Origin of the sequence: Ramlibacter sp. (assembly GCF_035554825.1) — a bacterium.
Taxonomy (GTDB): Bacteria; Pseudomonadota; Gammaproteobacteria; order Burkholderiales; family Burkholderiaceae_C; genus Ramlibacter.
Map to the genome: position 1 here is coordinate 18,932 of NZ_DATMHS010000079.1, position 25,161 is coordinate 44,092.

Genomic DNA, 25,161 nt, shown 5'->3' on the forward strand with positions numbered 1-25,161 from the left:
GCATTGTAGGGACAGCCGCGCCGCGGCCGTGTGACAGCAGGCAATCAGGGGGCCGGCCGGCCGACCTGGATGTCGACGCGCCGCGGACCGGCCGGGGGCGTGGGAAAACCGTGCAGCGCCGCCTCGAACATGGCCGGGAAGACGGCCCCGTTGTCCAGCCACGGGCCGTCGTTGGTGGCGTGGCTTTCGAACACCACGCGGTTGCCGGCCAGTTCGCGCACGACGACGCCGACCTCGCGGTGGTACCACGGCGACTCCATGCGGCCCCATGGCCGGCCAAAGCCCAGGCCGAAGCCGCGATGGTGGTAGCCCACGCCCCAGCCGCCCCAGCCCCAGCCATCCCAGGGGTCGGCCCAGGGCGAGAGCATCGGCTGCAGCCGGCCCGACACCTGGACCGAGTAGCGCGGATTGGCGTCGTCGCGGCGCAGGCCGGCCTTGTGCAGCGCCGGGTCGGCCAGCGCCTCCAGCTGCGCCTGCTGCGGCGCCTGCTGCAGCGGCAGCCGCTCGAAGCGGTAGGTGGCCGGCGACGGCAGCGCCGTCAGGGCGGAATAGGACTGGACGACGTTGTCCAGCACATAGGTGGAGGCACAACCGGCGAGCAGCGCCCCGGCCGCGACGCACAGGCCCAGCAGCCGCAACAGCGATTTCATGATCGAACCTCCCGAGGCTCGGCCAGCCTCACATCTTGATGACTTGCAGATCGGGCAGCGCCGGCAGCGGCGGCAATTCCGGCGGGTCGAACGCGCGATCGCCGTCCTCGCTGGCCACCCCGGTCAGTGCCAGGCCCTTGAAATCGTAGTGTGCCGGGTCGGCCAGGTGCGAGGGCACCAGGTTCTGCAAAGCCGTGAACATGGTGTCGATGCGGCCCGGGTGCTGGCGCTCCCATTCGCGCAGCATGGCCGCCACCTGCTTGCGCTGCAGGTTCTCCTGGCTCCCGCACAGCGAGCACGGGATGATCGGGAACTGGCGGTGCTCGGCCCAGCGCACGAGGTCTTTTTCCGGCACGTAGGCCAGCGGGCGGATCACCATGTGGCGGCCGTCGTCGCTGACCAGCTTGGGCGGCATGCCCTTGAGCTTGCCGCCGAAGAACATGTTGAGGAAGAAGGTCTGCAGGATGTCGTCGCGGTGGTGGCCGAGCGCGATCTTGGTCGCGCCCAGCTCGTCGGCCACCCGATACAGGATGCCGCGGCGCAGGCGCGAGCACAGGCTGCACATGGTCTTGCCCGGCGCGATCTTGTCCTTGACGATCGAGTAGGTGTCCTGGTTCTCGATGTGGAACGGCACGCCCACCTTGGTCAGGTACTCCGGCAGCACGTGCTCCGGAAACCCCGGCTGCTTCTGGTCGAGGTTGACGGCGACCAGCTCGAAATCGGCCGGCGCGCGGGCCTTGAGCTTGAGCAGGATGTCCAGCAGGGCGTACGAGTCCTTGCCGCCGGACAGGCAGACCATGACCTTGTCGCCATGCTCGATCATGTTGTAGTCGCCGACCGCCTGGCCGACCAGGCGGCACAGGCGCTTTTCGAGCTTGTGGGTCTCGCGCTCCAGGCGGCGCTCCCGCTCCACCGGCAGCGGTTCGTTGTCTTCGGTCCAGACGGCACTCATGGCGCCGATTGTCGCATCCGGACCTGCCGCGGGCCCCGGCCGGCTCAGGGCGCGGGAATGCCGAACAGCTGGCGCAGGTAGGCCAGGAAGGTGGGGTCGACCGACAGCGCCTTGCCGGGGGCATCGGCCAGCTTCGCCACCGGCTGGCCGTTGGCCCGGGTCAGCTTCATCACGATGTTGAGGGGGGTCAGGCCCACGTCGTTGGTGAGATTGGTGCCGATGCCGAAGCCCAGCTGGGTGCGGCTGCCGAAGTGGCGGTACAGCGCGATCGCCTTCGGGATGTCCAGGCTGTCGGAGAACACCAGCCGCTTGGTCGCCGGCTCGATCCGCAGCCTGGCGTAATGCGCCAGCGCTTTTTCGCCCCAGGCCACCGGGTCGCCCGAGTCGTGGCGCAGGCCGTCGAAGAGCTTGGCGAAGTACAGGTCGAAGTCGGCCAGGAACGCATCCATGCCGACCACGTCGGTGAGCGCGATGCCCAGGTCGCCGCGGTACTCCTGCACCCAGTCCTCCAGGGCCGCCCGCTGGAAGTCGCGCAGGCGCACGCCCAGCGCCTGGTAGGTCTGCAGGTACTCGTGGGCCATGGTCCCGATCGGCACCAGGCCGAGGTTCTTCGCCAGCAGCACGTCGGACGTGCCCTTGAAGAACTGCGGCAGCTCGTCACGCAGCGTGGCGACCACCTCGCGGTGCCACTCGCGCGAGAAGCGGCGGCGCACGCCGAAGTCGAAGAAGTCGAACGGGTGGCGCTCGGGCGGCTCGGCCGCCAGCATGCGCAGGGCCGACACCTTGTCGGCCAGACGGCGCCGGCCTTCCGCCAGCGCCGGCGCCTGGTCGAACTGGCGGAAGTAGGTTTCGTTGACGATCGCCAGCACGAAGATCTCGAACGCCATCACGTGCACCTGCGGCCCGCGCGCCTCGATGTGCAGGGCGTCGCCGGCGGCCCAGGCGTGGATGAAATCGCGCTGGAAATGGAAGATCCGCAGGAAATCGACGAAGTCGCTCTTGATGAAGCGCAGGCCGCCGAGGTACGCCAGTTCGTCCGGCTTGAACCGCAGCTGGCAGAGGTGATCGAGCTCGCGCTCGACCGCGGGCAGCAACCGTGCCAGCGGCCACTGCGGCCGGTCGCGGCAGACGAAGGTGTAGACCGCCTGCGTCTGCGGATGGCGATGCAGCATCGCCTGCCACATCGTGAACTTGTACAGGTCGGTGTCGAGCAGGCTCTGGATGATCGGGGGCACGGCGCTCCGGGCTGAATCGCTGGTGGATGACGGTGCCCGACCGGCGAACGGCTCGCTGCACGGCCGGATGGTAGCTCGCGCTGCGCGCCGGCCGGCGGCCAGGCGTGCCAGCCGCCCGCGCAGCGCCTGGCGGCCTCCGGCGCGCGTCAGCCGACGTCGACGGTGACGCGCAGGAAGGTGGCCGGGATCAGCGTCGTGTCCGGATCGCGGCTGCGGTTCTGCCCTTCGAACAGCTGCACCAGTTCGTCGCGCAGGGCCTGCGCGCGCCCGTCCCTGGCGGCCGCCTCGAACGCATTCATGGTCGGCCCGTAGAACTGCGCGAAGGTGTCGACGAACGCCGCCGGCGGGCCCGGGAAGTCGAACACGTAGGTGTCGCGTTCGCAGCTGATGCCCTCCCATGCGATGCCCGCCGCGCCGAAGCGTTCGATGACGTTGTTGGGCACGCCCCACGCCATCGGGCTGACGAAGCCCGCGGGCGGCGGCGGCGTGTAGCTCGTGCTGATCTTCAGCAGCTGCGCGACCAGGGTCGGGTCGTCGGGAATCCAGTTGCCCATGACGATGCGGCCGCCGGGCCTGGTCACGCGCACCATCTCCCGGGCCACGTCGAGGGGCCGGGGCGCGAACATCGCGCCGAACATGCTGACGACGCGATCGAAGCTCTTGTTCTCGATGCCGTCCAGCCGGCAGGCATCGCCTTCCAGGAAGCGGCAGGTCGCCGCCAGGCCGGCCTGGGCCGCGCGGCGATTGCCGGCGGCGACCAGGTTGCTGGCGATGTCCACGCCAAGCACGTCGGCGCCCAGCTTCGCCGCCGGGATGGCCGTGGTGCCGTCGCCGCACCCGAGGTCCAGGACTTTCATGCCGCGCGTGATGGCGGCCTGGCGGACCACGTCCTCGCCGCTTTCGCGCATGCTGACGGCGATGCGGCCGAAGTCGCCTTTTTCCCAGAGGGCCTTGTTGGGGTTCATGAGGGGTCTCCCGATCGTTGCAAGGTGGCAGGGGCAGGGCGTCGCGCGTCAGACGCGGATGACCTGGTTCTTGAGGGAATACAGGACGGCGGTCACTTCGCCGCGCGTGCCCGGATCGATGCCGTTCTGTTCCAGCGCCGCCAGGATGTCGTCCATCGCGGCCATGTATTCCTGCTCGTTGATGTTCATGCCCTTGTGGGCCGCCAGCAGGTCGCGGCCGGTGTAGGGCTCCGGGCCGCCGCAGCCGGCGCAGAAGAATTCGACCGCCATCTTCCGGGCGTGGTCGAGGTCCTTGCTGGCCTCGAAGCGGGTTCGGATCGCGGGGTTGGCCAGGTGCGCTTCCATCACGTCGCGCACGATGCGCTCGATGCCGTCGAAGCGGCCGAGGCGGTCATAAAGAGATACGGTTTCGGTGCGGTTCATTGGGCATACTCCTGTGCAAGGGTGGATACAGGCACGGTCGGCGCCTGCGATGGCCATGTTCTCCACCGGGTGTTCCCGAAACGTTCCCGGCGCCCGCCGGCCAGGGGGAATCGCGATGCCGCTGCCACCGCTTGCCCAACCGCGCCAGCTGTCGATCCGCCTGCTCGGGCAGTTCCGGCTCAGCGCCGGGGCCGCGGCCGGCGCCTCCGACACGCCGCAGCCGCCGCTGGGCCGCCGCGCGACCGAACTGCTTCAGCTGTTGAGCCTGCAGCCGCAGCGCAGCCTGCTGCACGAGCAGGTGATCGAAGCGCTGTGGCCGCATCTGGCTCCCGCGGCCGGCAGCGCCAACCTGCGCAAGGCGGCGCACCACGCGCGCCAGTTCGTGGGCGAACCCGACGCGCTGGTGCTGCGCGGCGGCCGGGTCTTCCTGCTGCCGGACCGCAGCGTCGACTGCGATGCCGCCCGCTTCGAGCAGGCCGCCGACCAGGCGCTGGCCAGCGGCGATGCCCTCGCCTGCAAGGCGGCCGCCGAACTCTACGGCGGCGAATTGCTGCCGCAGGCGCGCTACGAAGCCTGGACCGAGGCGCCGCGCCAGCGCCTGCGCGAGAAGTACCTGCGGCTGTTGCGGCAGGCCGGCGACCTGGAGCGGCTGGTGCGCGAGGAGCCGACCGACGAGGCGGCCCACCTGCGACTGATGCGCGAGGAACTGGCGGCCGGCCGGCGGTCGTCGGCGCTGCGCTGGTACGGCCACCTGCGCGACCACCTGCGGCAGGGCATCGGCGTGGCGCCCGGCCCCCAGGTGGAAGCGCTCTACCTCGAATGCGTGGCCGGCATGGAAGGCGCGGCGCCGCGCTTCGTCGGCCGGGCGCTGGAACTGGTGCGGGTGCTCGCGCTGCTGCGCGCCAGTCTGGCCGGTGGGCCGGGCGCCGTGCTGGTGCGCGCTGCGGCCGGCTTCGGCAAGAGCGCGTTCTGCCGTCGCGTGGCCGAGGAGGCGCGCGGGCTCGGCTGGCAGGTGCGCGCGCTGCAGGCGAGCGACTGGAGCCGGCCGTACGGCATCACCGCGGACCTGGTCGAGCCGCTGCTGCGCGAATGCCCCCAAGCGCCCCAGGCCATCGGGCCGCACGCCCAGGCCGTGCTGGCCGCGATGACGTCCGCCGACGGCGCCGGGCCGCGCCTGGCGCTGCCGCTGGGGCGGCACCAGGTCGTGGGCGCGGTGCGCCGGCTGCTGCTCGCCACCGCGGCGGGCAAGCCGGTGCTGTTGATGGTCGACGACGCCCACGCGGCCGACGACGCCAGCATCGAAATGCTGGTGCAGCTGGCGGCCGCCGGCCCGCCGGTGTGCGTGCTGCTGGCGTGCCGGCCGGCGCTCACGGACCTGTTGCAGCGCCAGGTGGCACGGCTGCTGCGCGCGGGGCAACTGGAAGCAATCGACCTGGGCCCGCTCGGCGAGGAGGAAGCGGCGCTGCTGGCGCAGCGTGCGGCCGTCGCGCCGCTGTCCGCGGCCGCGGCGGCGCGCATCGCGCGGCGCTCCGAAGGCATCCCGTTCGCGGTGGTCGAACTGGCGCAGGCGTCACCGATGGCGGGCGACGAAGCCGACCCGGACGTGCCGCGCGGTGTGTCGGCCGCCATCGCCGAGCGCCTGTGCGACGTGGCTCCGGGCGCGCTGGAGGCCCTGCGTCGCCTGGCGCTGTCGGCCGAGGTGTTCGACGTGGCCACCGCGATCGCGCTCGCCGACGACCCCGGCCACGATCCGCTCGCTCGCCTGGACGCGGCGCTCGCCTCAGGCGTGCTGGTGGTGGCGGAGGGGCGGTACCGCCTGCGTCATGCGCTGGTGCGCCAGGCGCTGGTCGACGGCGTGCCGCCGCACCGGCGCGTGGCCCTGCATCGCGACGTGGCGGCGCGGCTGGAGCGGGCCGCCGCGCCCCCCGGGCTGGTGGGCCGGCACTGGCTGGCCGCGGGCGAGCCCGACCGGGCGGCCCCCTGGTCGCTGGCGGCGGCGCGCGACGCGTTCCGCCTCGGGGCGTTCGAGGACGTGCTGCGCCACGTCGAGCCGCTGCTTGCGCACCGGCCGATGCAGCCGGAGGCCCTGGCGTTGCGGGCGGAGGCGCTGGACGCGCTGGGGCGAGCCGGCACGCTGGCGGCCTACGACGCGGCAGCCGAGGTCGCGCCCGAAGCGCAGGCCCACGAGCTGCGGGCCAAGCGCGCCCTCGCGCAGGTGAAGATGAGCGATCCGCCCGGCGCGCTGAAGTACCTGCAGGGGGTGCATCCGACCACGGTGGCCGGCCGCCTGGCCGAGGCGCTGGCCTACAGCGGCGCCGCCGCGCTGGGGTTCGGCGATCCGGCCGAGGGCTCGCGCCGCGCGGCGCAGGTGCGCCGGCTGGCCCTGGAGACGGTCGACGAAGGCACACTGGTGATTGCCTCCTGGGCCCAGGCCGCCGCCGCGCACGCGCGCGGCGACCTGCACGGCAGCGTGTGGGCCGACCTGCGCGAGACCGGCCACCTGCCGCACCTGGCGGTGCGGGTGTTCGACGGCCACCTGTGCATCACGCAGCGCTTCCTGTACGGCGCGCGGCCCTATGCCGACGTCATCGCGTTCGCCGATGCGCTGGCGGCGGAGGCGCTGCGGCTGGGCGCCGCGCGCGGCCATGCGTTCGCCGTGACCTTGCGCGGCGAGGCCAAGCTGCTCAGCGGCCAGCTCGACGCGGCCGAGGATGACCTGGTGGCTGGTGCGCGGCTGCATCGCGCCATCGGCGGCGCGACCGGCGAAGCGCTGGCGCTGCAGCGCCGCGCCGAGCTGGCCATGTACCGCGGCCGGCTGGACCTGGCGCGCGGGCTGGTGGATGACGCGCTGGACGTGGCGCGCCAGTCCGGCGTCGGCTTTCATCTGCTGGACCGCATCTACGGCACCCGCATCGCCATCGCCAGCGATCCGGACGCCGCGCTGTGCGTGGTCGAGGAGGCCGAGGCCGGCGTGCGCGGGCCGCTGGAAACCTGCCCGGGGTGCCGCATCACCTTCGCCATCCCCGCCACCATCGCGGCGGCGCGCGCCCACGAGATGGAGATGGCCAGCAGCCACGAGCGGGCGGCCGAATACCTCGCCAACGTGGTGATGAAGCTGCCCGCGTGGTACGCCGCCTTGCACGAGGCGCGGGCGCACGTCGCGCTGGCCGCCGGCGAGCTCGACGCCGCACGCGAAGGCTTCGCCAGCGCGGCGCGGGGCTTCCACGGCTGTGGTCACCCGCTCGAGGAAGCGCGCTGCCGCGCGCTGGTTGGAGCGCGCGCGGGTCAGGCCTGAGCGCCGCGGCCACTCGAACGGCTCCTGCACTTCTCGCCGATGAGGCAGCGCGCGCCCTCGGCGTAGGCCGCGCCTGACAGCGCCGGGAGGCGGCCGCCTGCAGTGCGTATCGACGACCGCCTCAACGGCGACCGACCGGGCGGCCTATCGTGTGGGTTCCGCAACCAGCCAGGTGCGGCGACCCGCGGCGCCTGGCCCCAAGAGAAGGAGCTTTCATGAGCGACAGACGCGACAACTCAGCAGACAAGAAGGATCACCCGGCGGCCAAGGGCGTTGGCGCCGTGGTCGGCGGTGTGGCCGGCGGCGTGACTGGTGGCGCTGCCGCAGGCGCTGCGGTCGGCGGCATGACCGGCCCGGTCGGTGCCGTGGTGGGCGCCGCGGTCGGCGCCGTGGCTGGGGCCATGGCCGGCAAGGGAATCGCGAAGGCCGTCGATCCGGCGGTCGAAGACGCGTACTGGCGCGACAATTACGCGAGCCGTCCGTACGTGACCAGCGGCGCGAACTATGACGACTACGGCCCGGCCTACCGCTACGGCGTCGACTCCTACTCGAAGTACCCGAATCGCTCGTTCGACGAGGTCGAGCCCGAGCTCAGCCGCGACTGGGGCACCGCGCGCGGCACCTCCTCGCTGGAGTGGGAACGCGCCAAACAGGCGTCGCGCGACGCCTGGCACCGTGTGAGCAACACCGTCGAGCGCGCCGTACCCGGCGACTCCGACCGCGACGGCCGCTAAGCGCATCGGCCACCCCCGGAGGGAGACATGCTCCCTCCACGCAATGTCCCTGGAGCTGAAAACCGGCGGCGGCGCCAATCCCGCCGCGGTGACGGCCTCCAGGGATTTTCACTGCCTGCCGGTCGCGGCACGCCAACGCTGTCAATGGACGCGCCGCCGGTTCGGCGCCGCCGCCGTGCGCGGACCGTTCAGAACGACAGCAGCACGTCGAAGAGCGACTCGCTCCCCGCGCTTCCCACCGTGCCGATCAGGGCCGCCGCGGGCTCGACGATGGCCTGCGCGATCATGGCGTCCGACAGCACCGGGGTTGCGGCCGGCGTCGACATGGCGGCCAGCATCATCGAGACCAACTGCTGCATCGTGCCCGGGTCGCCGGCCCCGATGGCAGCGGCGTTCGTCTCGGCGAACGAGCCGAGGCTGGTCAACTCGCTCTGGTCGAGCGACTTGAAGGCGTTGATCACGGTGCCGAAGAAGATGGATTCGATCGTGGCCACCGTCGCCGGCAACGTGCCCAGGGCGGATGTGCCGAGCTCGGACGCGGACAGCACGCCATTGTGGTCGGTGTCGTACGGCGCCGCGCTGAACGCGGCGTCGTAAGCGGCCTGGCCGGTCCGCGCGACGATGGCTGCGTGAAGAGAGGCCGTGGACAACTCGCCGCCGTAGGTGTCCAACTTGACGATGACGTCGGGGATGCTCGATCCGTCGAGCACGAGGAGATGCGCGCCGGTGGTGCCCGTGGGGGCGGGGCGCAAGGCCGTGCCGTCCATGCCGTAGGCTGTGAAGAAGCCTTCGACCTGGGTCGAGGCGTATCCCGTGATCTCGCCCAGCATGTCGCTGGTGACGTGGTACTGCGTCGCCAGGTTGTAGATGTACCCGGGATCGGTCACGTGGGACATGATGAAGTCGCGGGCCTGCGCCATCGAAACACCGAAGTTCGCCGCGATGAAGTCAGAGGTAGCCATTGGATTGATGCCTGCACGAGGCTGTTGTTTTTTGGTCGCGGAAGCCTACCCGGGGTGGCCGCGATCGAGCTAAGAAATCCACGTAAGGCGGCGAAGGTTCCGCTCACCCGGCTCGCCTCTGCCGCGGCGCCGTCACGATCTCGCAGGATCGCGGGCTTCCATTGGACGACTCGTACAGAAACAGCAAGGCGCCGAGTGGCTGGCGGTGCGTCGAGGCCGACACCTTGCGCTCGGAGGCCAACATGGTGGGGGGCAGCGCAAGCGCTCGCGCAGCTGCGCCGGAAGGCGTCCCGGGAAGGAGCCCAAGGCCGTGAGGGGCAAGGCATACGCCACGAAAGGGCCGACAATGCGCTCTAACTGCTCCATCGAGAGCCCGGCTTCCCGCGAGCCGGGTGCCGCCATGTCATTCGATAGGGCTCTTCAGAATGCTGCGCCCGCTGCTGGTCCTCGTCGTGCTGGCCGTCGCGGCGCTTTCGCATGCAGGCGTAGAGAAGACTGCCTTCGTTTGCGACCAGAAGGTCTGCCTCCGTTGGTGGCCCCGGGTGTCTCCTCCCGCCGGATGGAGTCAAGACCGTGAACAGAGTGCGAACTACAACTTTTGCGCGTTCGCACCCGAAGGCCAGTCCTTCGCCAATGCTGTCGCAGTCATGTATGCGAATGCCATTTCAAGGCGCGCGTACCTGAAGCCGGATCATTGCGGGAGTTCATCGATCAGGATCTCGAACGATTTCGCTCCGACGCCGCGGGGCTGAAGATAGGAGCCGCGCCGAAAATGCGCACGGCAGATGGCAAGTCCGTAGAGAGCCATTGGCTTGCGCCCGCAGAGCGCGGTCAATGGGAGCGAGTGGCCTATTTCGAAGAGGGTGACTACTACATGGCATTCGTGGTCAGCTCACGTACCGAGCAGGGGCTGCTCGATGCGATGCCTGCCTTTGAGGAGCTTGTCGGTGGCTACCGTGAATAGCCCTCACCGGCCCTTCGAAGTGCGCGTGCTCACTCGCATCCAGTGCGCCGCTCAAGTCCGACGCGAAGGCTGGTTTAGGTCGTGAAGCAACTGCGCTCTTATCTCATCGCCGTGGCCGCAGGCGTCGGGCTCATTTGGGCGGTGCCCTTCGTCTTGGCCGCCGTTGCCGCGATGCCTGGTCTTGGCGGCGCTCTGCGAGCCATCAAGGCTGGGCACTTCCCACCGTACTTCTCCATCGTTCTGGTCAGCTACCTCCCAATGGTCTCGCTTTCGTTCATCGTTGGCGCTGCGCTGAGAAGGTATGTGAGCGGGACTGGCGTTGGCCACTTGCTTGCCTGCGGGGCCACCTGGGTCATCTATGCGGTCGCATTCCTGACTTACCTCTACTCCGGAACGGATGTGGTTTGGCTCGGCGAAATCCCTGGCGTTGCAACGGTTCCTCTCGGCTTGCTCTTGGCGGCGTTTGTGCGGCCTCCATCGAGCCTTGACATGTCGGTCAACGCGGACGCGCAAGGGCGCCCGCGCGCTGCGCGCGCACCTGGCCTTGGGCGCCAGCCAAATTCACGTGAGGCTGCAGAACGAGTGCGTGTTTCCATCCTCACTGCCGCCGACGTCGTTGCCTACCGCGCGCTTATGCTCGAGGCCTACGAACAGGCGCCAGACGCCTTCACCACCACCGCGGCTGAACGCGCAGCCGAACCTCAGTCATGGTGGGTCAAGCGCATCGGCAGCGCCGACGGCTTGGCGACGTCGTTCGGCGCTTGGAAGGGCAGCAGTTTGGTCGGCACCGTCGCGCTGGAGTACTCGACCAAGCCCAAGACACGTCATTCCGCCCTGGTCTTGGGCATGTACGTCCAGCCGCAGGAGCGTGGCCAGTCCGTTGGTCTCGCACTCCTGAATGCCGCCATTGCGGCCGCGACCGCTCGACCCGACATCCTGTCACTCACCCTGACGCTCACGGAAGGCAACGCGCCGGCGCTTCGCCTCTATCGCTCGGTCGGCTTTGTCGACTGGGGAACCCAGCCACAAGCCATCCGCACGGACTCCGGCCTGAAGGGCAAGGTGCATATGTCACTCGCACTGTCACGGCCTCATGCTGCAGCCTGACCCGTGTTCCAGCGCATGACCGCGGGGCGCCGCTGGACGCCAAAGGCGGCCTCCAATGGACGCCGCTCACCTCGTCATGGCCTTCGCGTCTGGCGTCAGCATTGTGTTGGAAAGTAGTCGGGTACCTCGCCGGTTGGTCGGGGCGGCCATTTGGTCTATGCTGGGACCCCAGGCCGGGCGCGTCGCTGTCCGAAGTCGCGCCTGACAGTTCACTCAAGCGGACCCCGCTTCGCGGCTCGGCTTGATTCAGGCGCTAGACAGCATGAAATCCGCGTTCGTTCTCGCCGCAGTCATCCAACTGGTGTTGGCCGGACCCGCTCTCGACGTCGCCCACGCAGCTGGAGTTGTTGAACCGCCCGCGAGCGCAGCCGACGTCTACACAAGGGCCATCGTTCGGTCCATCTCCAAGGACGACGGGAGGCAGCTCTCGATCCGGCTGAAGCTCATCCCGCGGTCGAAGATCCCGTTTTCGACCGTGACCTATCGAGTCGTCGATGCGCGCCTTGTCGCAGGGCTACGCGAAGGAGATAGCGTCGCTTTCAAGGCCGAGCGCCGCGACGGCGAGAACGTGTTGACGGCCATCCACACCGCCGCGCCGTGCGAGCGCTTCAAGGAATGCAAGTGATCACGAGGAAGGCGGTCATGCTGCCAACACGTCGTTCGCCGCGGACACTCCGCGCCTTTGCGCCGCACCGCGTCCTGGTGGGCGTACGCCTGGCGACGCAATGCCACAGCGTGCCGGTCAATTGCGGCGTGAGGCACCGATATACCGTGCGCAAGTTCCTGCTTACCCTGGTCGTCCTGTTGGTAGCCTCCGCCGCAAGCGCCAGAGCGTACGGAAACTACGATCTCAAGCGCTTGCTCACGGTTTCGGAAACACCTTCGGGTAGAAAGTACGGGTTCGACGGCGCGTACCTCGACCAGATGCTGAGTGACCTGTCGGCCCATGCGCAGAACTACCCTCCGCAATTCGATACGCCGCAGGATAGGCAACGTGCTACCCAGGACGTGAGGGCATTGTCCGGAATGCTCGACACGCTGATCAACGTCCCTGCGCCCAATCCAGAACTTCTTGTTCGGGCCGGCTACGTGAACAGCATCGGACACAATCTCGACGTCGCAGGGGCAGCCGAAAAGGCTGGTTCGATCTTCCAGAGGCTGCTTACCGCCTCACCGTCCCATCCGCGTGGCAATTTCCTGTATGGAACGTTCTTGGCGGGCGTGGGCAAGCCCAAGGAGGCGCTTCCGTATCTCGAGCAGGCGCTTGCCGTGGGCGTCACCGATGCCGCTTACGCTCTCGGCATGGCGTACCTGACGCTTGGCGATAAGGGACAGGCATTGAAGAACCTCGAAGAGTACAAGCGTCGCAAACCCGGCGATAAAAACGTCGACAAAGTCATTGACGCCATCCGCCACGGAAAGATCGAGTTCAAGAGAGGGCCCGGTTGAAGCCGGGCGCCCCACAGGAGGCTCACTTTCCGGTTGATCCGCGGCGCGCGACAATCCCGCGCAGTCCGGCTACTTTCACGGCAGGCCGCGCCATCCGCGCCGCCCCCGAGCGAGATTCATGAGCATCGAAACCGAAGCACTGGAACAGTTCTACGCCGCAGTCAATCGCAATGACATGCAGGCGATAACGAAGCATTTCGATCCCGAAATCGTGCGCGTCGAGCCCGGAGGCTTTCCAGGCGCGGGCACCTATCGGGGTATCGCGGAAGTGCAGGACAACGTCACGAAGGGGCGCGGGACTTGGGCAGAAGGAACCTGCGACCCGGAGAAGATCCTGGTCAACGGAGAGAAGGTTGTGGTGTACCTCCATGCACGGGTCCGCTTGAAGAACTCGCTTGACTGGACGGGTGGACGATTTGCCGACGGCTTCGTCTTTCGAAATGGCAAGATCACCCGATATCTCTCCTTTGCCGAGCGCGTGGACGCCCTTCAATGGGCCGGCATCGACGAGCAAGAGGTGGCATGAGCATGCAGCGGCGAGCGGCGGCGAGGGAGGTAGTGCTGCCAGTGCCGGCGACTTTCCTGCGCCACACGCCGATGGACGCGACTGCGCTCGCAGTCCAGATCGACCGCTCCCGTTCTCAGCTCGGCTGCGCGTTGGCAGTCGGCGACGCGAAGCAAATTCTTGACCATGCGGGCGCGCTTGTCGGAATGCTCACCGCAGCCGGCCGGGAAGGGGAAGGCTTGTCGCTGGGCCTTGGCCACGTCGGAATGGCGCGCTCTCACTCCACACTGGAAGAGTCGGCCTGGTTGCTTCACAGCCTGGCTACTGCAGCACAGTATTCCAACGACCGTCCGCGGGCCAATGCACTCTTTGCCGAAGCACTCGAATCAGCTCGCTGCAATGGCTGGCGTCGGCTGGAGCACTTTGTCTTGCATCATTGGGGGCGCAGCCGGGTCGAAGAGCAAGACTTTGACGCCGCGGAGCGCTGCTTTGTCGAATCGCGGTCGATCCGGAAAGAAACCGACCCGGCTCTTGTCGCGTCCAGCGAACGCGCGTTGCTGGAGCTTGCGAAGCTGCGTATGCATGGGGGGACACAAGCGCAGAGCAAGGGGCCAGGCGCTGTCTGACCACGTCCGGCGGTCGCGGAGCGCTCGGCTCTTCGCATCCGTCGTACAGCAAGCGCGCGACCCAGTCAGTGGCTGATCACGAGCGGCGACATGCAGAGCTGCGAACCGGTACGCAGTTCTGGATGGCAACTCCCGAAGGTCAGCGAAGGGGGCGCCGCCGTCGCGTGCGCACGGTCACCACGCGCCGGTCTCGACGCGGATCGCCACTTCGCAGTCGTCGAAGATCTGCAGCTTGGCGATGCGCACCCGCACGCCGACCACGCCCGGCAGCTGCATCAGCCGCTGGGCCAGCTTGCCGATCAGGCTTTCCAGCAGGTTGACGTGCTGCGCCGTGCACTCGTCGATGATGATGCGGCGCACCTTGCGGTAATCGAGCACGTGGCGGATGTCGTCGTCGCGCGGCTCGAGCGGCTGCGTGCCCAGGTTCAGCTCGGCGTCGACCTGGATCGGCTGGGGCGCGTTCTTCTCGTGCTCCAGGATGCCGAGGTTGGCGTCGAAGCGCAGGCCCGTCAGGGCGAGGATCTGGATGCCTTTGGACATGCGTCGCGCTCCGGGCTCTACATCAATGAGAAGTCGCGGGGAAACCTCACCAGGTGCTGGCCGCCGTCGACCAGCAGGGTGGTGCCGGTGATGGCGCGGTTCTCCAGCGCGAAGCGCACCGCGTGCGCGATATCCCGCGGTTCGGAGGAACGGCCCAGCGGCGCGAGCCGGTGCAGTTCGTCGAACTTCGCCGCCGACAACATATGGCTGGTCAGCGTGAGGCCGGGCGCGACGCCGACCACCCGCACCAGCGGCGCGAGCGCCATGGCCAGTGCGGTGTTGGCGGCTTCGAGCGCGGCCTTGGAAAGGGTGTAGCTGAGGAAGTCGGGGTTCTGGTTCCACAGCTTCTGATCGAGCAGGTTCACCACCACGGCGGCGGCGTCGCCGGCGCCGCGCGAGCGCACATGCTGGTGCAGCGCCTGCGCGAGCAGCACCGGCGCCCCGGCGTTGGCGCGCATGTGCCGCATGAGGGCCTGGTAGCCGAACCGCTCGAGGTCGTCGTGCTCGAAGATCGATGCGTTGTTGACCACCGCGTCCACCGCGCCGAACCGGTCGACCACCCGGGGCAGCAAGCCGCGGGCCGCGCCTTCGTCGTCGAGGTCGGCCTGGAATGCTTCGAAGGCGAGGCCCGCCGGCGCGGCCGCGCGGCAGTCGTCGAGCGCGGTCGCGGCTTCGGCGGCCGAGGCCCGGTAATGGATCGCCACCTGCCAGCCCGAGCGGGCCAGCTCGAGCGCGATGTCACGGCCGAGGCGGCGGGCGGAGCCGGTGACCAGCACGGTGCGCGGACGGGGCGGGGCGCTCATTCGGTCAGAATCCGGGGGTGACGACAGAAGCAAGCAGTGTAACGAGGGCCGTCCTCGCCCTGGTCCAGGAATCCATCCACCGCAGCGGCGGCTGGCTGCCGTTCGACCGTTTCATGGCGCTGGCGCTGTACGCGCCCGGGCTCGGCTACTACGCCAACCAGTCGCGCAAGTTCGGGCAGATGCCGTCCTCGGGCAGCGATTTCGTGACCGCGCCGGAGATGAGTCCGCTGTTCGGGCGGGCGCTCGCGGCGCAGGTCGCCGATGCCTTGCAGGCCACCGGCACCGACGAGGTGTGGGAGTTCGGCGCCGGCTCCGGCGCGTTGGCGCTGCAGCTGTTGCAGGCGCTGGGCGCCAAGGTGCGCCGCTACACGATCGTCGATCTGTCCGGCAGCCTGCGCGCGCGCCAGCAGGCGGCGCTCGCCCCCTTCGGCGCGCAGGTCACCTGGGCCAGCGAATTGCCGGACACGATGCGCGGCGTGATCGTCGGCAACGAGGTGCTCGACGCCATGCCGGTCAAGCTGCTGGCGCGACTGGGCGGCTCGTGGCACGAGCGGGGGGTGGCGCTGGCCGACCCGACTGCCGCGCCGGGCGCGGCGACGCTGGCGTGGCAGGACCGGCTCACCGAGCTGCGGCCGCCGGTGGACCCGCACGGTGACCACGACTACGTCACCGAGATCCATCCGCAGGCCGACGCCTTCGTCCGCACGCTCGGCGACCGGCTCGAGCGCGGCGCTGCCTTCTTCATCGACTACGGTTTTCCGCAGGCCGAGTACTACCATCCGCAGCGCCACATGGGCACGCTGATGTGCCACCGCGGGCACCTCGCCGACGCCGATCCGCTGGCCGATGTCGGCAGCAAGGACATCACGGCGCACGTGAATTTCACCGGCATCGCGACCGCGGCGCAGGAGGCGGGGCTGCCGGTGCTGGGCTACACCACGCAGGCGCGCTTCCTGATCAACTGCGGGATCGTCCCGCTGCTGGCCGCAAGCGACATGGCGGGGCGCGTCGCCGGCCAGCGGCTGCTGGCGGAACACGAAATGGGCGAGCTGTTCAAGGTGATCGCGTTCCAGCGCGGCGATTTCTGGGACGCGCTGGGCTTTCGCGAGGGCGATCGCACCCACACCCTGTGATCGCCCTTTAGACTCGCCCCATGATTCGCTGGATCATCGTCATCTTCCTGGCCCTGATGCTCATCAACTGGTTCAGTCCGTTGCTGCAGCGCCTGGGCTTCGGCAAGCTGCCCGGCGATTTCCGCTTCAGGCTGTTCGGGCGCGACTGGTTCATTCCGCTCACCACGACCGTGGTCCTGAGCCTGGCCGCGGGGCTCATTTCCAAACTGATCTGAGGACGCTGCCATGGACGCGTGCATCGACATCGGCGGCACCAAGGTGGCGGTCAGCCTGAGCAGCGGCACCGGCCTGGCGCTGTTCGCGCGCCGCAGCGAGGCGACGGCCAAGACCGGCACGCCGGATGCGCTGGCGCGCCAGCTGATCCGGCTGGTCGACGAGGCCTGCGCCGAGATCGGCGTGGCGCCCGAGCGGGTGCAGCGCGCGGGCGTGTCCTCCTGCGGCCCGTTCGTCATGCGCGGCGGCCTGATCGAGATCGCGGCGCCGAACATCTGCGGCGGCATCGCCGGCCCGGCCCGGGGCCTGCCCAACGACTGGCTGACGGCGCCGCTGGAGGGCGTGCTGCGCGAGCGTTTCGCCCAGGTGCGGATCGAGAACGACTGCGTGGCCGCGCTGGAGGCGGAGCGCCGCTGGGGCGCCCTGCGCGGCTACGAGCACTGCGCCTACGTCACCTGGAGCACCGGCATCGGCGTCGGCCTGTGCGTGGACGGCCGGCTGCTGCGGGGCAAGAACGGCAACGCCGGCCACGCCGGGCACATGTTCGTCTCCGACAACAACGACGCGCTGTGCGGCTGCGGCAACATCGGCGACGTCGAGGCGCTGGTCGCCGGCAACGCGATCGCCCGCCGGTTCGGCGCCGACGCACCCACGCTCATGCAGTTGGCCAAGGACGGCGACGCGCGGGCCGACACGATGGTCGCGGAGCTGTGCCGGATCATGGGCCGGGCGCTGTACAACCTCACGGCGACGCTCGACCTGCAGCGCATCAGCCTCGGCGGCAGCGTCTACCTGCACAACGCCGACTACCTGCTGCCGAGGCTGCAGGCGCAGGTGTCGTCCCATTTCCCGGCGCTGACCGCCGGCTGCGAGCTGGTGACGGCGGGCCTGGGCACCCAGGTGGGCGACTACGCGGCGCTGGCGCTGCTGGCCAACGGCGCCGACGCCCCCGCCGCCGGCGCCCGCGGCTAGCCGCGCGACTGCGTATCGGCGGCGGCCGGCGCGGCCATGGCCAGCGACTGCGCCACCGCCTCGACCCGCGCGTGATGGATCAACTCGCCGATGCGCGGGCCGGTCACGCCCTGCCCCTGCGCCGCGGTGGCGACCGCATGGGTGTTGACCGCCTGCGCGGCGGCCAGCGCCGCGTTCAGGCGCTGGCGCTGCGGATAGGGCAGCTCCTGCATGCCGAGCCGGCCGCGCGCGTCGCACTCGCACGCCAGCAGGATCGCGTCGAATCGCTGGGGCTTGCGGAACGCGTCGCAGCGTTCCAGCAGCCGCACGATGGCCGCCGCGCCGAACCCCTGGCTGCGGTGGATGTTGCCGTGCTCGCGGGCGACCACGTCGGCGAGTTCGCGGCACTCGACCGGCACCCGCAGCCGCTCGCAGACCCCGCGCAGCAGCTGGGCGCTGCGCTCTTCGTGGCCGATGTGGCGCGGCAGGATGTCCGGCGGGGTCGTGCCCTTGCCCAGGTCGTGCGTCAGGCAGGCGAAGCGCACCGGCAGCGCTGCCTCCAGCCGTGCACTCATGTCCAGGACCATCATGAGGTGCAATCCGGTGTCGACCTCGGGATGCCACGCCTCGCGCTGCGGCACGCCCCACAGCCGCTGCACCTCGGGCAGCAGCCGCGCCAGCGCGCCGCATTCGCGCAGCACGGCGAACATGCGCGACGGCCGCTGCTCCATGAGGCCGCGCGCGAGTTCCTGCCACACGCGCTCGGCCACCAGCGCGTCCACTTCGCCGGCCCCCACCATCTCGCGCATCAGGGCCAGCGTTTCCGGCGCCAGGTTGAATTCGGTGAAGCGCGCGGCGAAGCGCGCCACCCGCAGGATCCGCACCGGGTCCTCGCGAAAGGCCTCCGTCACGTGGCGCAGCATCCGCGCCTGCAGGTCGGCCCGGCCGCCGAACGGATCGATCAGCCGGCCGTGCTCGTCCTGCGCCATCGCGTTGATCGTCAGATCGCGCCGGGCCAGGTCTTCTTCCAGGGTGACGTCGGGCTCGGCATGGAACACGAACCCGTGATAGCCGCGCGCCGTCTTGCGTTCGGTGCGGGCCAGCGCGTACTCCTCGCGCGTCTGCGGGTGCAGGAAGACGGGGAAGTCCTTGCCGACCGGCAGGTAGCCGGCGCTGATCATCTCGTGCGGGGTGGCGCCCACCACGACCCAGTCGTGGTCGTTCACCGGCAGCCCCAGCAGGGCATCGCGCACCGCGCCGCCGACGATGTACGTTTGCATCGGACCAGTGTAACGAAGGCCGCCGCGCAAGCGGCGCGAGCTCAGCGGTCGGGCCGCAGCCGGTAGCGCTCCTCGAATTCGCGGAAGTCGCGCTCGGCCAGCGCGTCGTCGATCCAGGCCTGCACCCCCGGCAGCGCCACCACGCGCTGCACGTAGTCGCGGATCTGCGGCGGCAGCTCGAAGCCGTAGGTGCGCAGCCGCATGCACACCGGCGCGTAGAACGCGTCGGCGATGCTGAACTGGCCGAACAGCAGCGGGCCGCCGTACTGCTGCAGCAGCTCGTTCCACATCGAAAAGATCCGCTCGACGTCGGCGCGCACCGCCGGCTGATCGCGCATCGCCAGCGGTCCCACCTGCGGGATCGTCGCCTCGATGTTCATGGGGCAGGTGCCGCGCAGCGCCGCGAAGCCGGAATGCATTTCGGCGCAGACGCTGCGGGCGCGGGCGCGGGCTTTCCGGTCCGCCGGCCAGAGCTGCTTGTCTGGGAAAAGCTCCGCCAGGTACTCTGCGATGGCGAGCGTGTCCCAGATCACCAGGTCGCCGTCGACCAGCACCGGCACCTTGCCCGTCGGCGTCACCGGGCGCAGCTGCTGCTTGAACGTGGAGTTCGCCTCGAACGAGTCGAAGCGCACCTTGACCTCCTCGAACGGGATGCCGGTCTGCTTCAGCAGCACGCCGGGGCGCATCGACCAGGACGAGTAGTTCTTGTTGCCGATATACAGCTTGAGCATCGCGGTCTCCTCGAAGGCCCGTCGCGGCGGGCGAGACCCCGATGCTAGCCGCTCCGGCGCCGCCCCCCTCAGGGCAGGTCCGGACTCGGCTCGGGCTGGCTCAGGTCGCGCGGGCCGATGCGGCCCAGGCGCCCCTTCAGCGACTGCGGCCGGCCCGTCAGGATCGCCGCGTACATCGTGGTGTTCGCCAGCACCTTCTTGACGTAGTCGCGTGTCTCCCCGAACGGTACGTTCTCCGCCCAGGCCGCCCCTTCCATCGGCGGGCCGTTGCGCCAGCTGCGCGGCCGGCGCGGGCCGGCGTTGTACGCGGCGGCCGCCAGCGGCATCGAGCCGTCGAAGTCGTCGAGCACCAGCTTCAGGTAGCCGGTGCCGATCGCGATGTTGGTGTCGCGGTCATGCAGCTTGTCGGGGCTGAAATTGGCCAGTCCGATCTTGCGCGCCGTCCACTTCGCGGTGGCCGGCATCACCTGCATCAGGCCGGCGGCGCCGACGCTGGACCGGGCATCGGTGACGAAGCGGCTTTCCTGGCGGATCAGGCCGTACACATAGGCCGGGTCGAGGCCGATCTCCTGGCTGCGGCGCACGACGGCGTCGCGGTGCGGCATCGGGAAGCGTTGCTCCACGTCGAACGCGGTCCTGGTGCGCTCGCTGGTGTTGATGCAGCGGTCCCAGACCTCGCGCTCGCAGGCAAGCTGCGCCGCCGCCAGCAGTTCGCGCTCGTTCATGCCGCCGGCCGCGGCCAGGTTGGTGGTGTAGTTCCACTCGCGCACGCCCTCGGGCCGCAGGCCCAGGTTGATGGCGTACAGGGCCCGGTTGAGGCCGGGCAGGGCGCGCACCGCTTCCTTTTCCGGGGCGGTGGGCGGCTCCGGGCGCGGCGGCACGCTGATCTGCTGGCCGGTTTCCTCGAGGGCCAGCTGTTCGTAGAACCCGCGCACCGAGGCGATCGACTGGAACAGCTGCTGCGCCTGCGCCCGGCGGTCGTCGCCGCCCTGCGCCTGCAGCGCGCGCGCCTTCCAGTAGGTCCAGGTCGGCTCCGCGCGGGCCTCGCCGCTCATGGCGTCGATCGCCTGCAGCACCTCGCGCCACTGCGGTCCGCGCCCGCCGCGCAAGGCCGCCCGGACCTTCCAGGCGAGCATGTCGTCGGTGAGGTCGCTGTCGCGCGTGACCTTGGCGTAGTGCGCCAGCGGATCGCCGCCGTTGCCCAGGCGCTGCGCGGCCTGCTTGGCGATGACGCCCCAGACCCAGTTGCGTTCCTCGGGCGACAGCTGCGGCCCCCACTTGCTTTCGAGCTGGTTGGCCGCGTTGTCGAGATCGCTCGCGGCCATCCGGATCAGGGCGAGCACGACCATTTCCTTGCGCGCCCGCGAAGCCGCGAAGACGCGGCTGGTGAGATAGCGGGTGGGCGCGTTGGTCAGGTCGTTCAGGTGCGCCAGCGCCTCCGGCGCGACGATTTCGACGGCCGCCGCCGCCGCCCGCGGACGGTTCGCTTCCACCGCCAGCCGCGCCTTGCGCCAGATGTCCTGCACCGTGACGCGGCGCGAGCCCTGCGCGTCCACCAGGCGCGACATGGCGAACGTGCAGCCGTCGTCGGCCTCGCGTTGCGACATCCACAGCCGCCGCACTTCCTCGGCGACGCCGGGCGCCGGCACGCCGCCCTCGCGCAACTGGGTGACGTACAGGCCGTAGCAGCGCACCTCGCGATCGTCGTTCATGCGGAACTTCGGATACTCCGCCGCGAACGTGCCCCAGTCGCGCCGCTGGCCCAGCAGCAGCAGCCAGTCGTTGCGCAGCCGGTCTTCCTGGTAGGTCCCGGCGTAGCGCGCGAAAAACTCCTGGATTTCGGCGGCCGACGCCGTGTCGAGGCGGCTGCGCAGCTCCCAGTAGGCGGCCCAGGGCTCCAGCACATGCCCGCGTACCTGCGGCAGCAACTGCGCCAGCATGGCCTTGTTGCCCTGGCGAAAGGCCTGCTGCATCTGCAGGATCTGGTCGTCGCCCTGGGTCTGCGCCTGGGCCCCGCCGACGAGCACGGCCAGGAACAGTGTCAGAATCTTTCGCAACTGCATTCGGGCATTATGGACAAGTCACAGCAAAAAAAGGACCTGCGGGCGCGGCTCGTGCAGCGGCGGTCGGCCATGCCCGACCGGGTCCGCCGCTGCGAGATGCTGCAGCGGGTCATGCGCATCTGGCTTGTCAACCGCACCGACGTCGTGATCGGCGCGTACTGGCCGATCAAGGGCGAGTTCGATCCGCTGCCGGCGCTGCATCGCTGGAAGGAGGATGGCGAGCTGCTGGACGAGCCGCAGTTGCGCCAGATCGGACTGCCGGTGGTGGACAAGCTGCGTGGGACGCTGAAGTTCCACGCATGGTTCCCCGGATGTCCGATGGAGGAGGACGCTTTCGGCATTCCCAAGCCGAAGGACACCGAAGTGATCGTGCCGACGCTGCTGTTCGTGCCCTGCGTGGGCTACGGACCGGGCGGCAATCGCCTGGGGTACGGCGGGGGCTTTTACGACCGCACGCTGGCGACGCTGCGGCCCAAACCGTATACGGTGGGCCTGGGCTTCACCCAGGACTTCGTGTTCGACCTGGAACCGGAACCGCACGACGTGCCGCTGGATGCGATCCTCAACGACCAGGGCGTGGTCTGGCCGATCGCCGCCGACGGAAGCGCCGAATAGGACGCGTCGCGCCCGGCGGGATGTGCGCCGGTCTTTCCTAGCTCGCGGCGCGGTCCTCGCCGGTGGCCAGCCGCGTCACCGCGGCCTGCGCCAGCAGCCACCGCTGGAAGGCCTCGATCTCCGGACGCTGGCCGCTGCGCGGCCCGGGAATCAGCCAGTAGATCCAGGGTGAAGCCACGCGCCGGCCCGGCAGGGCCTCGACCAGGTCGCCGCGCGCCAGGTTCTCCGCGACCAGCGGCAGCCGCGCCAGCGCGACGCCCTGGCCGCTGAGCGCCGCCTGCACCATCTGGTAGCTGTAGTTGAAGTAGAGCCAGCGTTTGGGCTGCAGGGTGGCGAAGCCGTGCGCGTCGAACCAGGTGCGCCACGTGAGCCACTCCTGGTGCGTGGTGTAGGCGTCCTCGATCAGGGCGAACTGCAGCAGATCGGGAGCGCCGCGCACCGGCCGCGCGCTTTTCAGCAGCCAGGGGCTGGCCACCGGCGTCAGCTCCTCGCCGAACAGCCGGATCGCGTGCGGCGGCATGCGCGCGGCCGGCCCGTGCCGCAGCGCGAGATCGACGTCCGCCAGGTCGAGGTCGACCGGCGCGTCGCTCGCATCGATGCGGATGTCGATGTCGGGGTGCTCGCGCTGGAACTGTTCCATGCGTGGAATGAGCCACAGCGAGGCGAACGAGGCAAAGGTGGTGAGCGCCACGGTGCGCCGCCCGCGCTCTGGCGGATCTGGCGCACGGCGGCATCCAGCCGCGGCAGTGCCTGGCTCACGGCCGCGAGCAACTGCGCTCCGGCCGAGGTGAGTTCGACCGCCCGGGTGTGGCGCAGGAACAGGCGCGTCCCGACCTCGTCTTCCAGCCCCTGGATCTGCCGGCTCACGGCCGGCTGGGTCAGCGCGAGTTCCTGCGCCGCCGCCCGGAAGTTCAGCAGCCGGGCGACGGCCTCGAAGGTGCGCAGCGCACCGGCCGAGACGGGCCGGGTGCGCAGGGGCGAGGCGCTGGACATGGGCCGCTATTGATGTTTAGGGAACATCAATAGCCTATCGCGATTTCATTGGACCGGCAAGCGACTGGCGCCGATCATTTGATAACCAGAACGGGTCAGCCACGCCGCCGCCGAAGCGGCGGCCGGCACCATCTTCGGGAGTGATCGAATGGAACAACTGCATGCCTGCCCGCCCTCCGCCCGCCGCCAGCATCTGGCCGGGACCTGGCTGGTCCCCGCCGGCCAGGCGGTGACCTTCCGGCCGGCGCAGCCGGGCCACGTACGCGTGGCCGACGGCGCGCTGTGGGCCACCTTCGACGGCCCCCACGCGGGGCCGGGCAACGCCCGCGGCGACCACGTGCTGCAGTCCGGCGACGTGGTGGCGCTGCGCGCCGGCGAGCGCCTCGTGGTGGAGTCGTCGCAGCGGGCGCAGCCGGCCCGGTTCGAGTGGCAGCTGGCGCAGCACGATCGCGAGCCGGCCGGCGAGTGCGGCGCCCGCGTGATCCGCAATCCGGCGCCGCCCGACGCGCTCGGTCCGGTGCTGCGGTTCGCCGTGGTGCTGGCCGCATCGACATTGACGGCGGCGCTGTGGATCGGCTCGGCGAGCGAATCGGGGCGGCATCGCGCCGATGCCGAGTTCGGCGCGCCGCCTGCCGCCGCGCCGCCGCAACGCAGCAAGGGGCCCGCATAATCGGCGCATGCCAGCAGGAAAGCGAAGGATGCGGGACTCGGCCCGCTCGACAGTGTGGTTCCGGGTTCGGTGTCCTCGCGAGTGGCGACCATGACCCGCCCGCATGTGGTCGTGATGGGCGTCGCCGGCTGCGGCAAGTCGGCCGTGGGGCAGCGGCTCGCGCGGGTGTCCGGGCTGCCGCTGATCGAGGGCGACGAGTTCCATCCGCCCGCCAACATCGAGAAGATGCGCAGCGGCCAGCCGTTGCAGGACGACGACCGGGCCGGCTGGCTCGACCGCCTCGGGCGCGAATTGCAGGCGCGGTCCGGTGGCGCCGTGCTGACCTGCTCGGCGCTGAAGCGCTCGTACCGCGACCGGCTGCGCCAGTTCGTGCCGCAACTGCGCTTCGTCCACCTGGCGCTGACGCCGGAACAGGCGCTGCAGCGGGTCGCCACGCGCGACGGCCACTTCTATCCGCCCAGCCTCGTGGCCAGCCAGTTCGAGGCGCTGGAAGACCCGACCGGCGAGCCGGGCGTGCTGCAGGTCGACGCCTTCCTGCCGCTGGACGAGGTCAGCGCCCGCGCCTTGCGCTGGCTCCAGGCCGCCTGATCGCGCCGCGGCCTCGCTGCGCCAGGCACGCCGCCGCCCCGGCCTCGAAGGCCGCGCTGGCGCAGGCGTCGCTGCGCAGCGACCGGACGGCCGGTGTAGTCCGATGACTACGCGCCGGCCGGCGCGCCGCCGACAGAATGGCTGTGCTGCCGATCCTAAGCTGCGCGCACCGTGTCGCCGACACCGTTTCACAGGAGTAAGTGATGCCTTCCGACAAGCCCGTGCCGCGCATCCTGCAACAGCCAACCGAGGGCGAGACCGATCCCGATCAGCAGCGGTCCGGTTCCAGCGACGTGCAGCCCAAGCCCGGCGCGCAGTCGGGCGGCAAGCAGGAGATGGGCGAGGGCAGCTACGAAGCGACCCGGGACTACCAGAAGAACATCGGCGACTACCTGAAGAAGGCGGACGTCGAGCGGGACGCCGAGGCGGCCAAGCCGCGCTCCGAGCAGGAAGCGCGCGAGCTCGATTCGGCGGAGCAGGAAGGCAAGTCGCACTCCAAGGGCGAGCGCTGACCCGCGCCTGGTCTCACGCCAGCGGCGGCCGCGCCAGGCGGCGGGCGGCCACCAATGCCGCCAGCGCCAGCATGCCCAGCGTGCCAGCGAGTCCCGGCACGCCACCGAGCTGCAGCGCGCCGCCGCTGGCCAGCGGGCCCAGCGTGCCGCCGAGCGTGTAGCCGGTGACCATCGCCGCGGCGCCGCCGGCGGTCGCCCGGCC

27 protein-coding genes and 1 pseudogene are annotated in these 25,161 nt (G+C 70.0%); 15 read left to right on the plus strand and 13 right to left on the minus strand.

The window, feature by feature from the left end:
* Nucleotides 1–44 precede the first annotated feature (44 nt).
* From VNT59_RS10250 to VNT59_RS10270, 5 genes are all read right to left on the minus strand, one after another.
* Nucleotides 45–650, minus strand: a complete 606-nt coding sequence (locus VNT59_RS10250) for a DUF4136 domain-containing protein (RefSeq protein WP_325498291.1) — start codon at nucleotides 648–650, stop codon at nucleotides 45–47.
* A 28-nt stretch (nucleotides 651–678) separates the two neighbouring features.
* Nucleotides 679–1,602, minus strand: coding sequence for a tRNA 2-thiocytidine(32) synthetase TtcA (ttcA, locus tag VNT59_RS10255; RefSeq protein ID WP_325498293.1), 924 nt, complete (start codon nucleotides 1,600–1,602; stop codon nucleotides 679–681).
* 44 nt (nucleotides 1,603–1,646) lie between these two features.
* Entirely contained in the window at nucleotides 1,647–2,837 is a 1,191-nt protein-coding gene (gene pncB / locus VNT59_RS10260) for a nicotinate phosphoribosyltransferase (RefSeq protein WP_325498295.1), read from the minus strand.
* A gap of 146 nt (nucleotides 2,838–2,983) precedes the next feature.
* Nucleotides 2,984–3,802 (minus strand): class I SAM-dependent methyltransferase, encoded by an 819-nt coding sequence (locus VNT59_RS10265; RefSeq protein WP_325498297.1) that lies wholly within the window; start codon nucleotides 3,800–3,802, stop codon nucleotides 2,984–2,986.
* A 48-nt stretch (nucleotides 3,803–3,850) separates the two neighbouring features.
* Nucleotides 3,851–4,225: a group 1 truncated hemoglobin gene (locus tag VNT59_RS10270; protein ID WP_325498299.1), complete on the minus strand. Its 375-nt coding sequence runs from the start codon at nucleotides 4,223–4,225 to the stop codon at nucleotides 3,851–3,853.
* Between the two features lie 115 nt (nucleotides 4,226–4,340).
* Between VNT59_RS10270 and VNT59_RS10275 the strand changes: the two genes are divergently transcribed.
* Both VNT59_RS10275 and VNT59_RS10280 read left to right on the plus strand, forming a co-directional pair.
* Nucleotides 4,341–7,520: an ATP-binding protein gene (locus tag VNT59_RS10275; RefSeq protein ID WP_325498301.1), complete on the plus strand. Its 3,180-nt coding sequence runs from the start codon at nucleotides 4,341–4,343 to the stop codon at nucleotides 7,518–7,520.
* A 215-nt stretch (nucleotides 7,521–7,735) separates the two neighbouring features.
* Entirely contained in the window at nucleotides 7,736–8,254 is a 519-nt protein-coding gene (locus VNT59_RS10280) for a hypothetical protein (protein WP_325498303.1), read from the plus strand.
* Nucleotides 8,255–8,442: 188 nt separating this feature from the next.
* On the opposite strand, the gene VNT59_RS10285 is transcribed toward VNT59_RS10280, so the two are convergent.
* Nucleotides 8,443–9,216 (minus strand): hypothetical protein, encoded by a 774-nt coding sequence (locus VNT59_RS10285; protein WP_325498305.1) that lies wholly within the window; start codon nucleotides 9,214–9,216, stop codon nucleotides 8,443–8,445.
* Nucleotides 9,217–9,910: 694 nt separating this feature from the next.
* Between VNT59_RS10285 and VNT59_RS10290 the strand changes: the two genes are divergently transcribed.
* The 6 genes from VNT59_RS10290 to VNT59_RS10315 all read left to right on the plus strand — a co-directional run bounded on the left by VNT59_RS10290 (nucleotide 9,911) and on the right by VNT59_RS10315 (nucleotide 13,867).
* Nucleotides 9,911–10,180, plus strand: coding sequence for a hypothetical protein (locus tag VNT59_RS10290; protein ID WP_325498307.1), 270 nt, complete (start codon nucleotides 9,911–9,913; stop codon nucleotides 10,178–10,180).
* A gap of 81 nt (nucleotides 10,181–10,261) precedes the next feature.
* The gene (locus VNT59_RS10295; RefSeq protein WP_325498309.1) at nucleotides 10,262–11,287 is read left to right on the plus strand and encodes a GNAT family protein; all 1,026 of its coding nucleotides are present in this window, start codon (nucleotides 10,262–10,264) and stop codon (nucleotides 11,285–11,287) included.
* Nucleotides 11,288–11,549: 262 nt separating this feature from the next.
* Nucleotides 11,550–11,912, plus strand: coding sequence for a copper-binding protein (locus tag VNT59_RS10300; protein ID WP_325498311.1), 363 nt, complete (start codon nucleotides 11,550–11,552; stop codon nucleotides 11,910–11,912).
* A complete protein-coding gene (locus VNT59_RS10305; protein ID WP_325498313.1) occupies nucleotides 11,909–12,736 on the plus strand; it encodes a hypothetical protein in 828 nt (275 codons plus the stop codon). Before VNT59_RS10300 ends, VNT59_RS10305 begins: the two co-directional genes overlap by 4 nt.
* A 118-nt stretch (nucleotides 12,737–12,854) precedes the next feature.
* Nucleotides 12,855–13,262, plus strand: coding sequence for a nuclear transport factor 2 family protein (locus VNT59_RS10310; protein WP_325498315.1), 408 nt, complete (start codon nucleotides 12,855–12,857; stop codon nucleotides 13,260–13,262).
* Complete coding sequence (locus VNT59_RS10315) at nucleotides 13,259–13,867, plus strand: hypothetical protein (RefSeq protein ID WP_325498317.1); 609 nt, start codon at nucleotides 13,259–13,261, stop codon at nucleotides 13,865–13,867. The genes VNT59_RS10310 and VNT59_RS10315 overlap by 4 nt, the downstream gene beginning before the upstream one ends.
* A 174-nt stretch (nucleotides 13,868–14,041) precedes the next feature.
* Here the strand turns inward: VNT59_RS10315 and VNT59_RS10320 are convergent, their stop codons facing one another.
* Entirely contained in the window at nucleotides 14,042–14,407 is a 366-nt protein-coding gene (locus tag VNT59_RS10320) for a dihydroneopterin aldolase (RefSeq protein ID WP_325498318.1), read from the minus strand.
* Nucleotides 14,408–14,424: 17 nt separating this feature from the next.
* Nucleotides 14,425–15,210, minus strand: a complete 786-nt coding sequence (locus tag VNT59_RS10325) for an SDR family oxidoreductase (protein WP_325498319.1) — start codon at nucleotides 15,208–15,210, stop codon at nucleotides 14,425–14,427.
* 17 nt (nucleotides 15,211–15,227) lie between these two features.
* On the opposite strand from VNT59_RS10325, the gene VNT59_RS10330 reads away from it, so the two are divergent.
* Genes VNT59_RS10330 through VNT59_RS10340 form a run of 3 tightly spaced genes read left to right on the plus strand, consistent with a single transcriptional unit; the run spans nucleotide 15,228 to nucleotide 17,528 of the window.
* Nucleotides 15,228–16,343 (plus strand): class I SAM-dependent methyltransferase, encoded by a 1,116-nt coding sequence (locus VNT59_RS10330; RefSeq protein WP_325498320.1) that lies wholly within the window; start codon nucleotides 15,228–15,230, stop codon nucleotides 16,341–16,343.
* Between the two features lie 20 nt (nucleotides 16,344–16,363).
* Nucleotides 16,364–16,558 (plus strand): DUF2905 domain-containing protein, encoded by a 195-nt coding sequence (locus VNT59_RS10335; RefSeq protein ID WP_325498321.1) that lies wholly within the window; start codon nucleotides 16,364–16,366, stop codon nucleotides 16,556–16,558.
* A 10-nt stretch (nucleotides 16,559–16,568) separates the two neighbouring features.
* Complete coding sequence (locus tag VNT59_RS10340; RefSeq protein ID WP_325498322.1) at nucleotides 16,569–17,528, plus strand: ROK family protein; 960 nt, start codon at nucleotides 16,569–16,571, stop codon at nucleotides 17,526–17,528.
* Here VNT59_RS10340 and VNT59_RS10345 read toward each other — a convergent pair.
* The 3 genes from VNT59_RS10345 to VNT59_RS10355 all read right to left on the minus strand — a co-directional run bounded on the left by VNT59_RS10345 (nucleotide 17,525) and on the right by VNT59_RS10355 (nucleotide 21,581).
* Nucleotides 17,525–18,787, minus strand: coding sequence for a multifunctional CCA addition/repair protein (locus tag VNT59_RS10345; RefSeq protein WP_325498323.1), 1,263 nt, complete (start codon nucleotides 18,785–18,787; stop codon nucleotides 17,525–17,527). The two genes, VNT59_RS10340 and VNT59_RS10345, sit on opposite strands and share 4 nt — an antisense overlap.
* Nucleotides 18,788–18,828: 41 nt before the next feature.
* Nucleotides 18,829–19,518 (minus strand): glutathione S-transferase family protein, encoded by a 690-nt coding sequence (locus tag VNT59_RS10350; RefSeq protein WP_325498324.1) that lies wholly within the window; start codon nucleotides 19,516–19,518, stop codon nucleotides 18,829–18,831.
* A gap of 68 nt (nucleotides 19,519–19,586) precedes the next feature.
* Nucleotides 19,587–21,581 carry a lytic transglycosylase domain-containing protein gene (locus VNT59_RS10355; RefSeq protein WP_325498325.1) on the minus strand — a complete coding sequence of 665 codons (1,995 nt, stop codon included), beginning with the start codon at nucleotides 21,579–21,581 and terminating at the stop codon, nucleotides 19,587–19,589.
* A gap of 9 nt (nucleotides 21,582–21,590) precedes the next feature.
* On the opposite strand from VNT59_RS10355, the gene VNT59_RS10360 reads away from it, so the two are divergent.
* Entirely contained in the window at nucleotides 21,591–22,196 is a 606-nt protein-coding gene (locus VNT59_RS10360) for a 5-formyltetrahydrofolate cyclo-ligase (protein ID WP_325498326.1), read from the plus strand.
* Between the two features lie 37 nt (nucleotides 22,197–22,233).
* Here VNT59_RS10360 and VNT59_RS10365 read toward each other — a convergent pair.
* Nucleotides 22,234–23,189: pseudogene (locus VNT59_RS10365) on the minus strand (LysR substrate-binding domain-containing protein).
* Nucleotides 23,190–23,337: 148 nt separating this feature from the next.
* On the opposite strand from VNT59_RS10365, the gene VNT59_RS10370 reads away from it, so the two are divergent.
* The 3 genes from VNT59_RS10370 (at nucleotide 23,338) to VNT59_RS10380 (ending at nucleotide 24,959) form a co-directional block, all read left to right on the plus strand.
* Complete coding sequence (locus VNT59_RS10370; RefSeq protein ID WP_325498327.1) at nucleotides 23,338–23,859, plus strand: DUF2917 domain-containing protein; 522 nt, start codon at nucleotides 23,338–23,340, stop codon at nucleotides 23,857–23,859.
* Between the two features lie 90 nt (nucleotides 23,860–23,949).
* Nucleotides 23,950–24,447, plus strand: coding sequence for a gluconokinase (locus VNT59_RS10375; RefSeq protein ID WP_325498328.1), 498 nt, complete (start codon nucleotides 23,950–23,952; stop codon nucleotides 24,445–24,447).
* 203 nt (nucleotides 24,448–24,650) lie between these two features.
* On the plus strand, nucleotides 24,651–24,959 hold the full coding sequence (locus VNT59_RS10380) for a hypothetical protein (protein ID WP_325498329.1): 309 nt from the start codon (nucleotides 24,651–24,653) through the stop codon (nucleotides 24,957–24,959).
* Between the two features lie 13 nt (nucleotides 24,960–24,972).
* On the opposite strand, the gene VNT59_RS10385 is transcribed toward VNT59_RS10380, so the two are convergent.
* On the minus strand, nucleotides 24,973–25,161 hold a 189-nt coding region (locus tag VNT59_RS10385; RefSeq protein WP_414708375.1), incomplete at its 5' end, for a hypothetical protein.

Coding starts and splice junctions, on each gene's coding strand:
- VNT59_RS10250 (WP_325498291.1), bottom strand. CDS start 650: ATGAAATCGCTGTTGCGGCTGCTGGGCCTGTGCGTCGCGGCCGGGGCG.
- ttcA (WP_325498293.1), bottom strand. CDS start 1,602: ATGAGTGCCGTCTGGACCGAAGACAACGAACCGCTGCCGGTGGAGCGG.
- VNT59_RS10265 (WP_325498297.1), bottom strand. CDS start 3,802: ATGAACCCCAACAAGGCCCTCTGGGAAAAAGGCGACTTCGGCCGCATC.
- VNT59_RS10270 (WP_325498299.1), bottom strand. CDS start 4,225: ATGAACCGCACCGAAACCGTATCTCTTTATGACCGCCTCGGCCGCTTC.
- VNT59_RS10275 (WP_325498301.1), top strand. CDS start 4,341: ATGCCGCTGCCACCGCTTGCCCAACCGCGCCAGCTGTCGATCCGCCTG.
- VNT59_RS10280 (WP_325498303.1), top strand. CDS start 7,736: ATGAGCGACAGACGCGACAACTCAGCAGACAAGAAGGATCACCCGGCG.
- VNT59_RS10285 (WP_325498305.1), bottom strand. CDS start 9,216: ATGGCTACCTCTGACTTCATCGCGGCGAACTTCGGTGTTTCGATGGCG.
- VNT59_RS10300 (WP_325498311.1), top strand. CDS start 11,550: ATGAAATCCGCGTTCGTTCTCGCCGCAGTCATCCAACTGGTGTTGGCC.
- VNT59_RS10310 (WP_325498315.1), top strand. CDS start 12,855: ATGAGCATCGAAACCGAAGCACTGGAACAGTTCTACGCCGCAGTCAAT.
- VNT59_RS10315 (WP_325498317.1), top strand. CDS start 13,259: ATGAGCATGCAGCGGCGAGCGGCGGCGAGGGAGGTAGTGCTGCCAGTG.
- VNT59_RS10320 (WP_325498318.1), bottom strand. CDS start 14,407: ATGTCCAAAGGCATCCAGATCCTCGCCCTGACGGGCCTGCGCTTCGAC.
- VNT59_RS10325 (WP_325498319.1), bottom strand. CDS start 15,210: ATGAGCGCCCCGCCCCGTCCGCGCACCGTGCTGGTCACCGGCTCCGCC.
- VNT59_RS10335 (WP_325498321.1), top strand. CDS start 16,364: ATGATTCGCTGGATCATCGTCATCTTCCTGGCCCTGATGCTCATCAAC.
- VNT59_RS10340 (WP_325498322.1), top strand. CDS start 16,569: ATGGACGCGTGCATCGACATCGGCGGCACCAAGGTGGCGGTCAGCCTG.
- VNT59_RS10345 (WP_325498323.1), bottom strand. CDS start 18,787: ATGCAAACGTACATCGTCGGCGGCGCGGTGCGCGATGCCCTGCTGGGG.
- VNT59_RS10350 (WP_325498324.1), bottom strand. CDS start 19,518: ATGCTCAAGCTGTATATCGGCAACAAGAACTACTCGTCCTGGTCGATG.
- VNT59_RS10355 (WP_325498325.1), bottom strand. CDS start 21,581: ATGCAGTTGCGAAAGATTCTGACACTGTTCCTGGCCGTGCTCGTCGGC.
- VNT59_RS10360 (WP_325498326.1), top strand. CDS start 21,591: ATGGACAAGTCACAGCAAAAAAAGGACCTGCGGGCGCGGCTCGTGCAG.
- VNT59_RS10370 (WP_325498327.1), top strand. CDS start 23,338: ATGGAACAACTGCATGCCTGCCCGCCCTCCGCCCGCCGCCAGCATCTG.
- VNT59_RS10375 (WP_325498328.1), top strand. CDS start 23,950: ATGACCCGCCCGCATGTGGTCGTGATGGGCGTCGCCGGCTGCGGCAAG.
- VNT59_RS10380 (WP_325498329.1), top strand. CDS start 24,651: ATGCCTTCCGACAAGCCCGTGCCGCGCATCCTGCAACAGCCAACCGAG.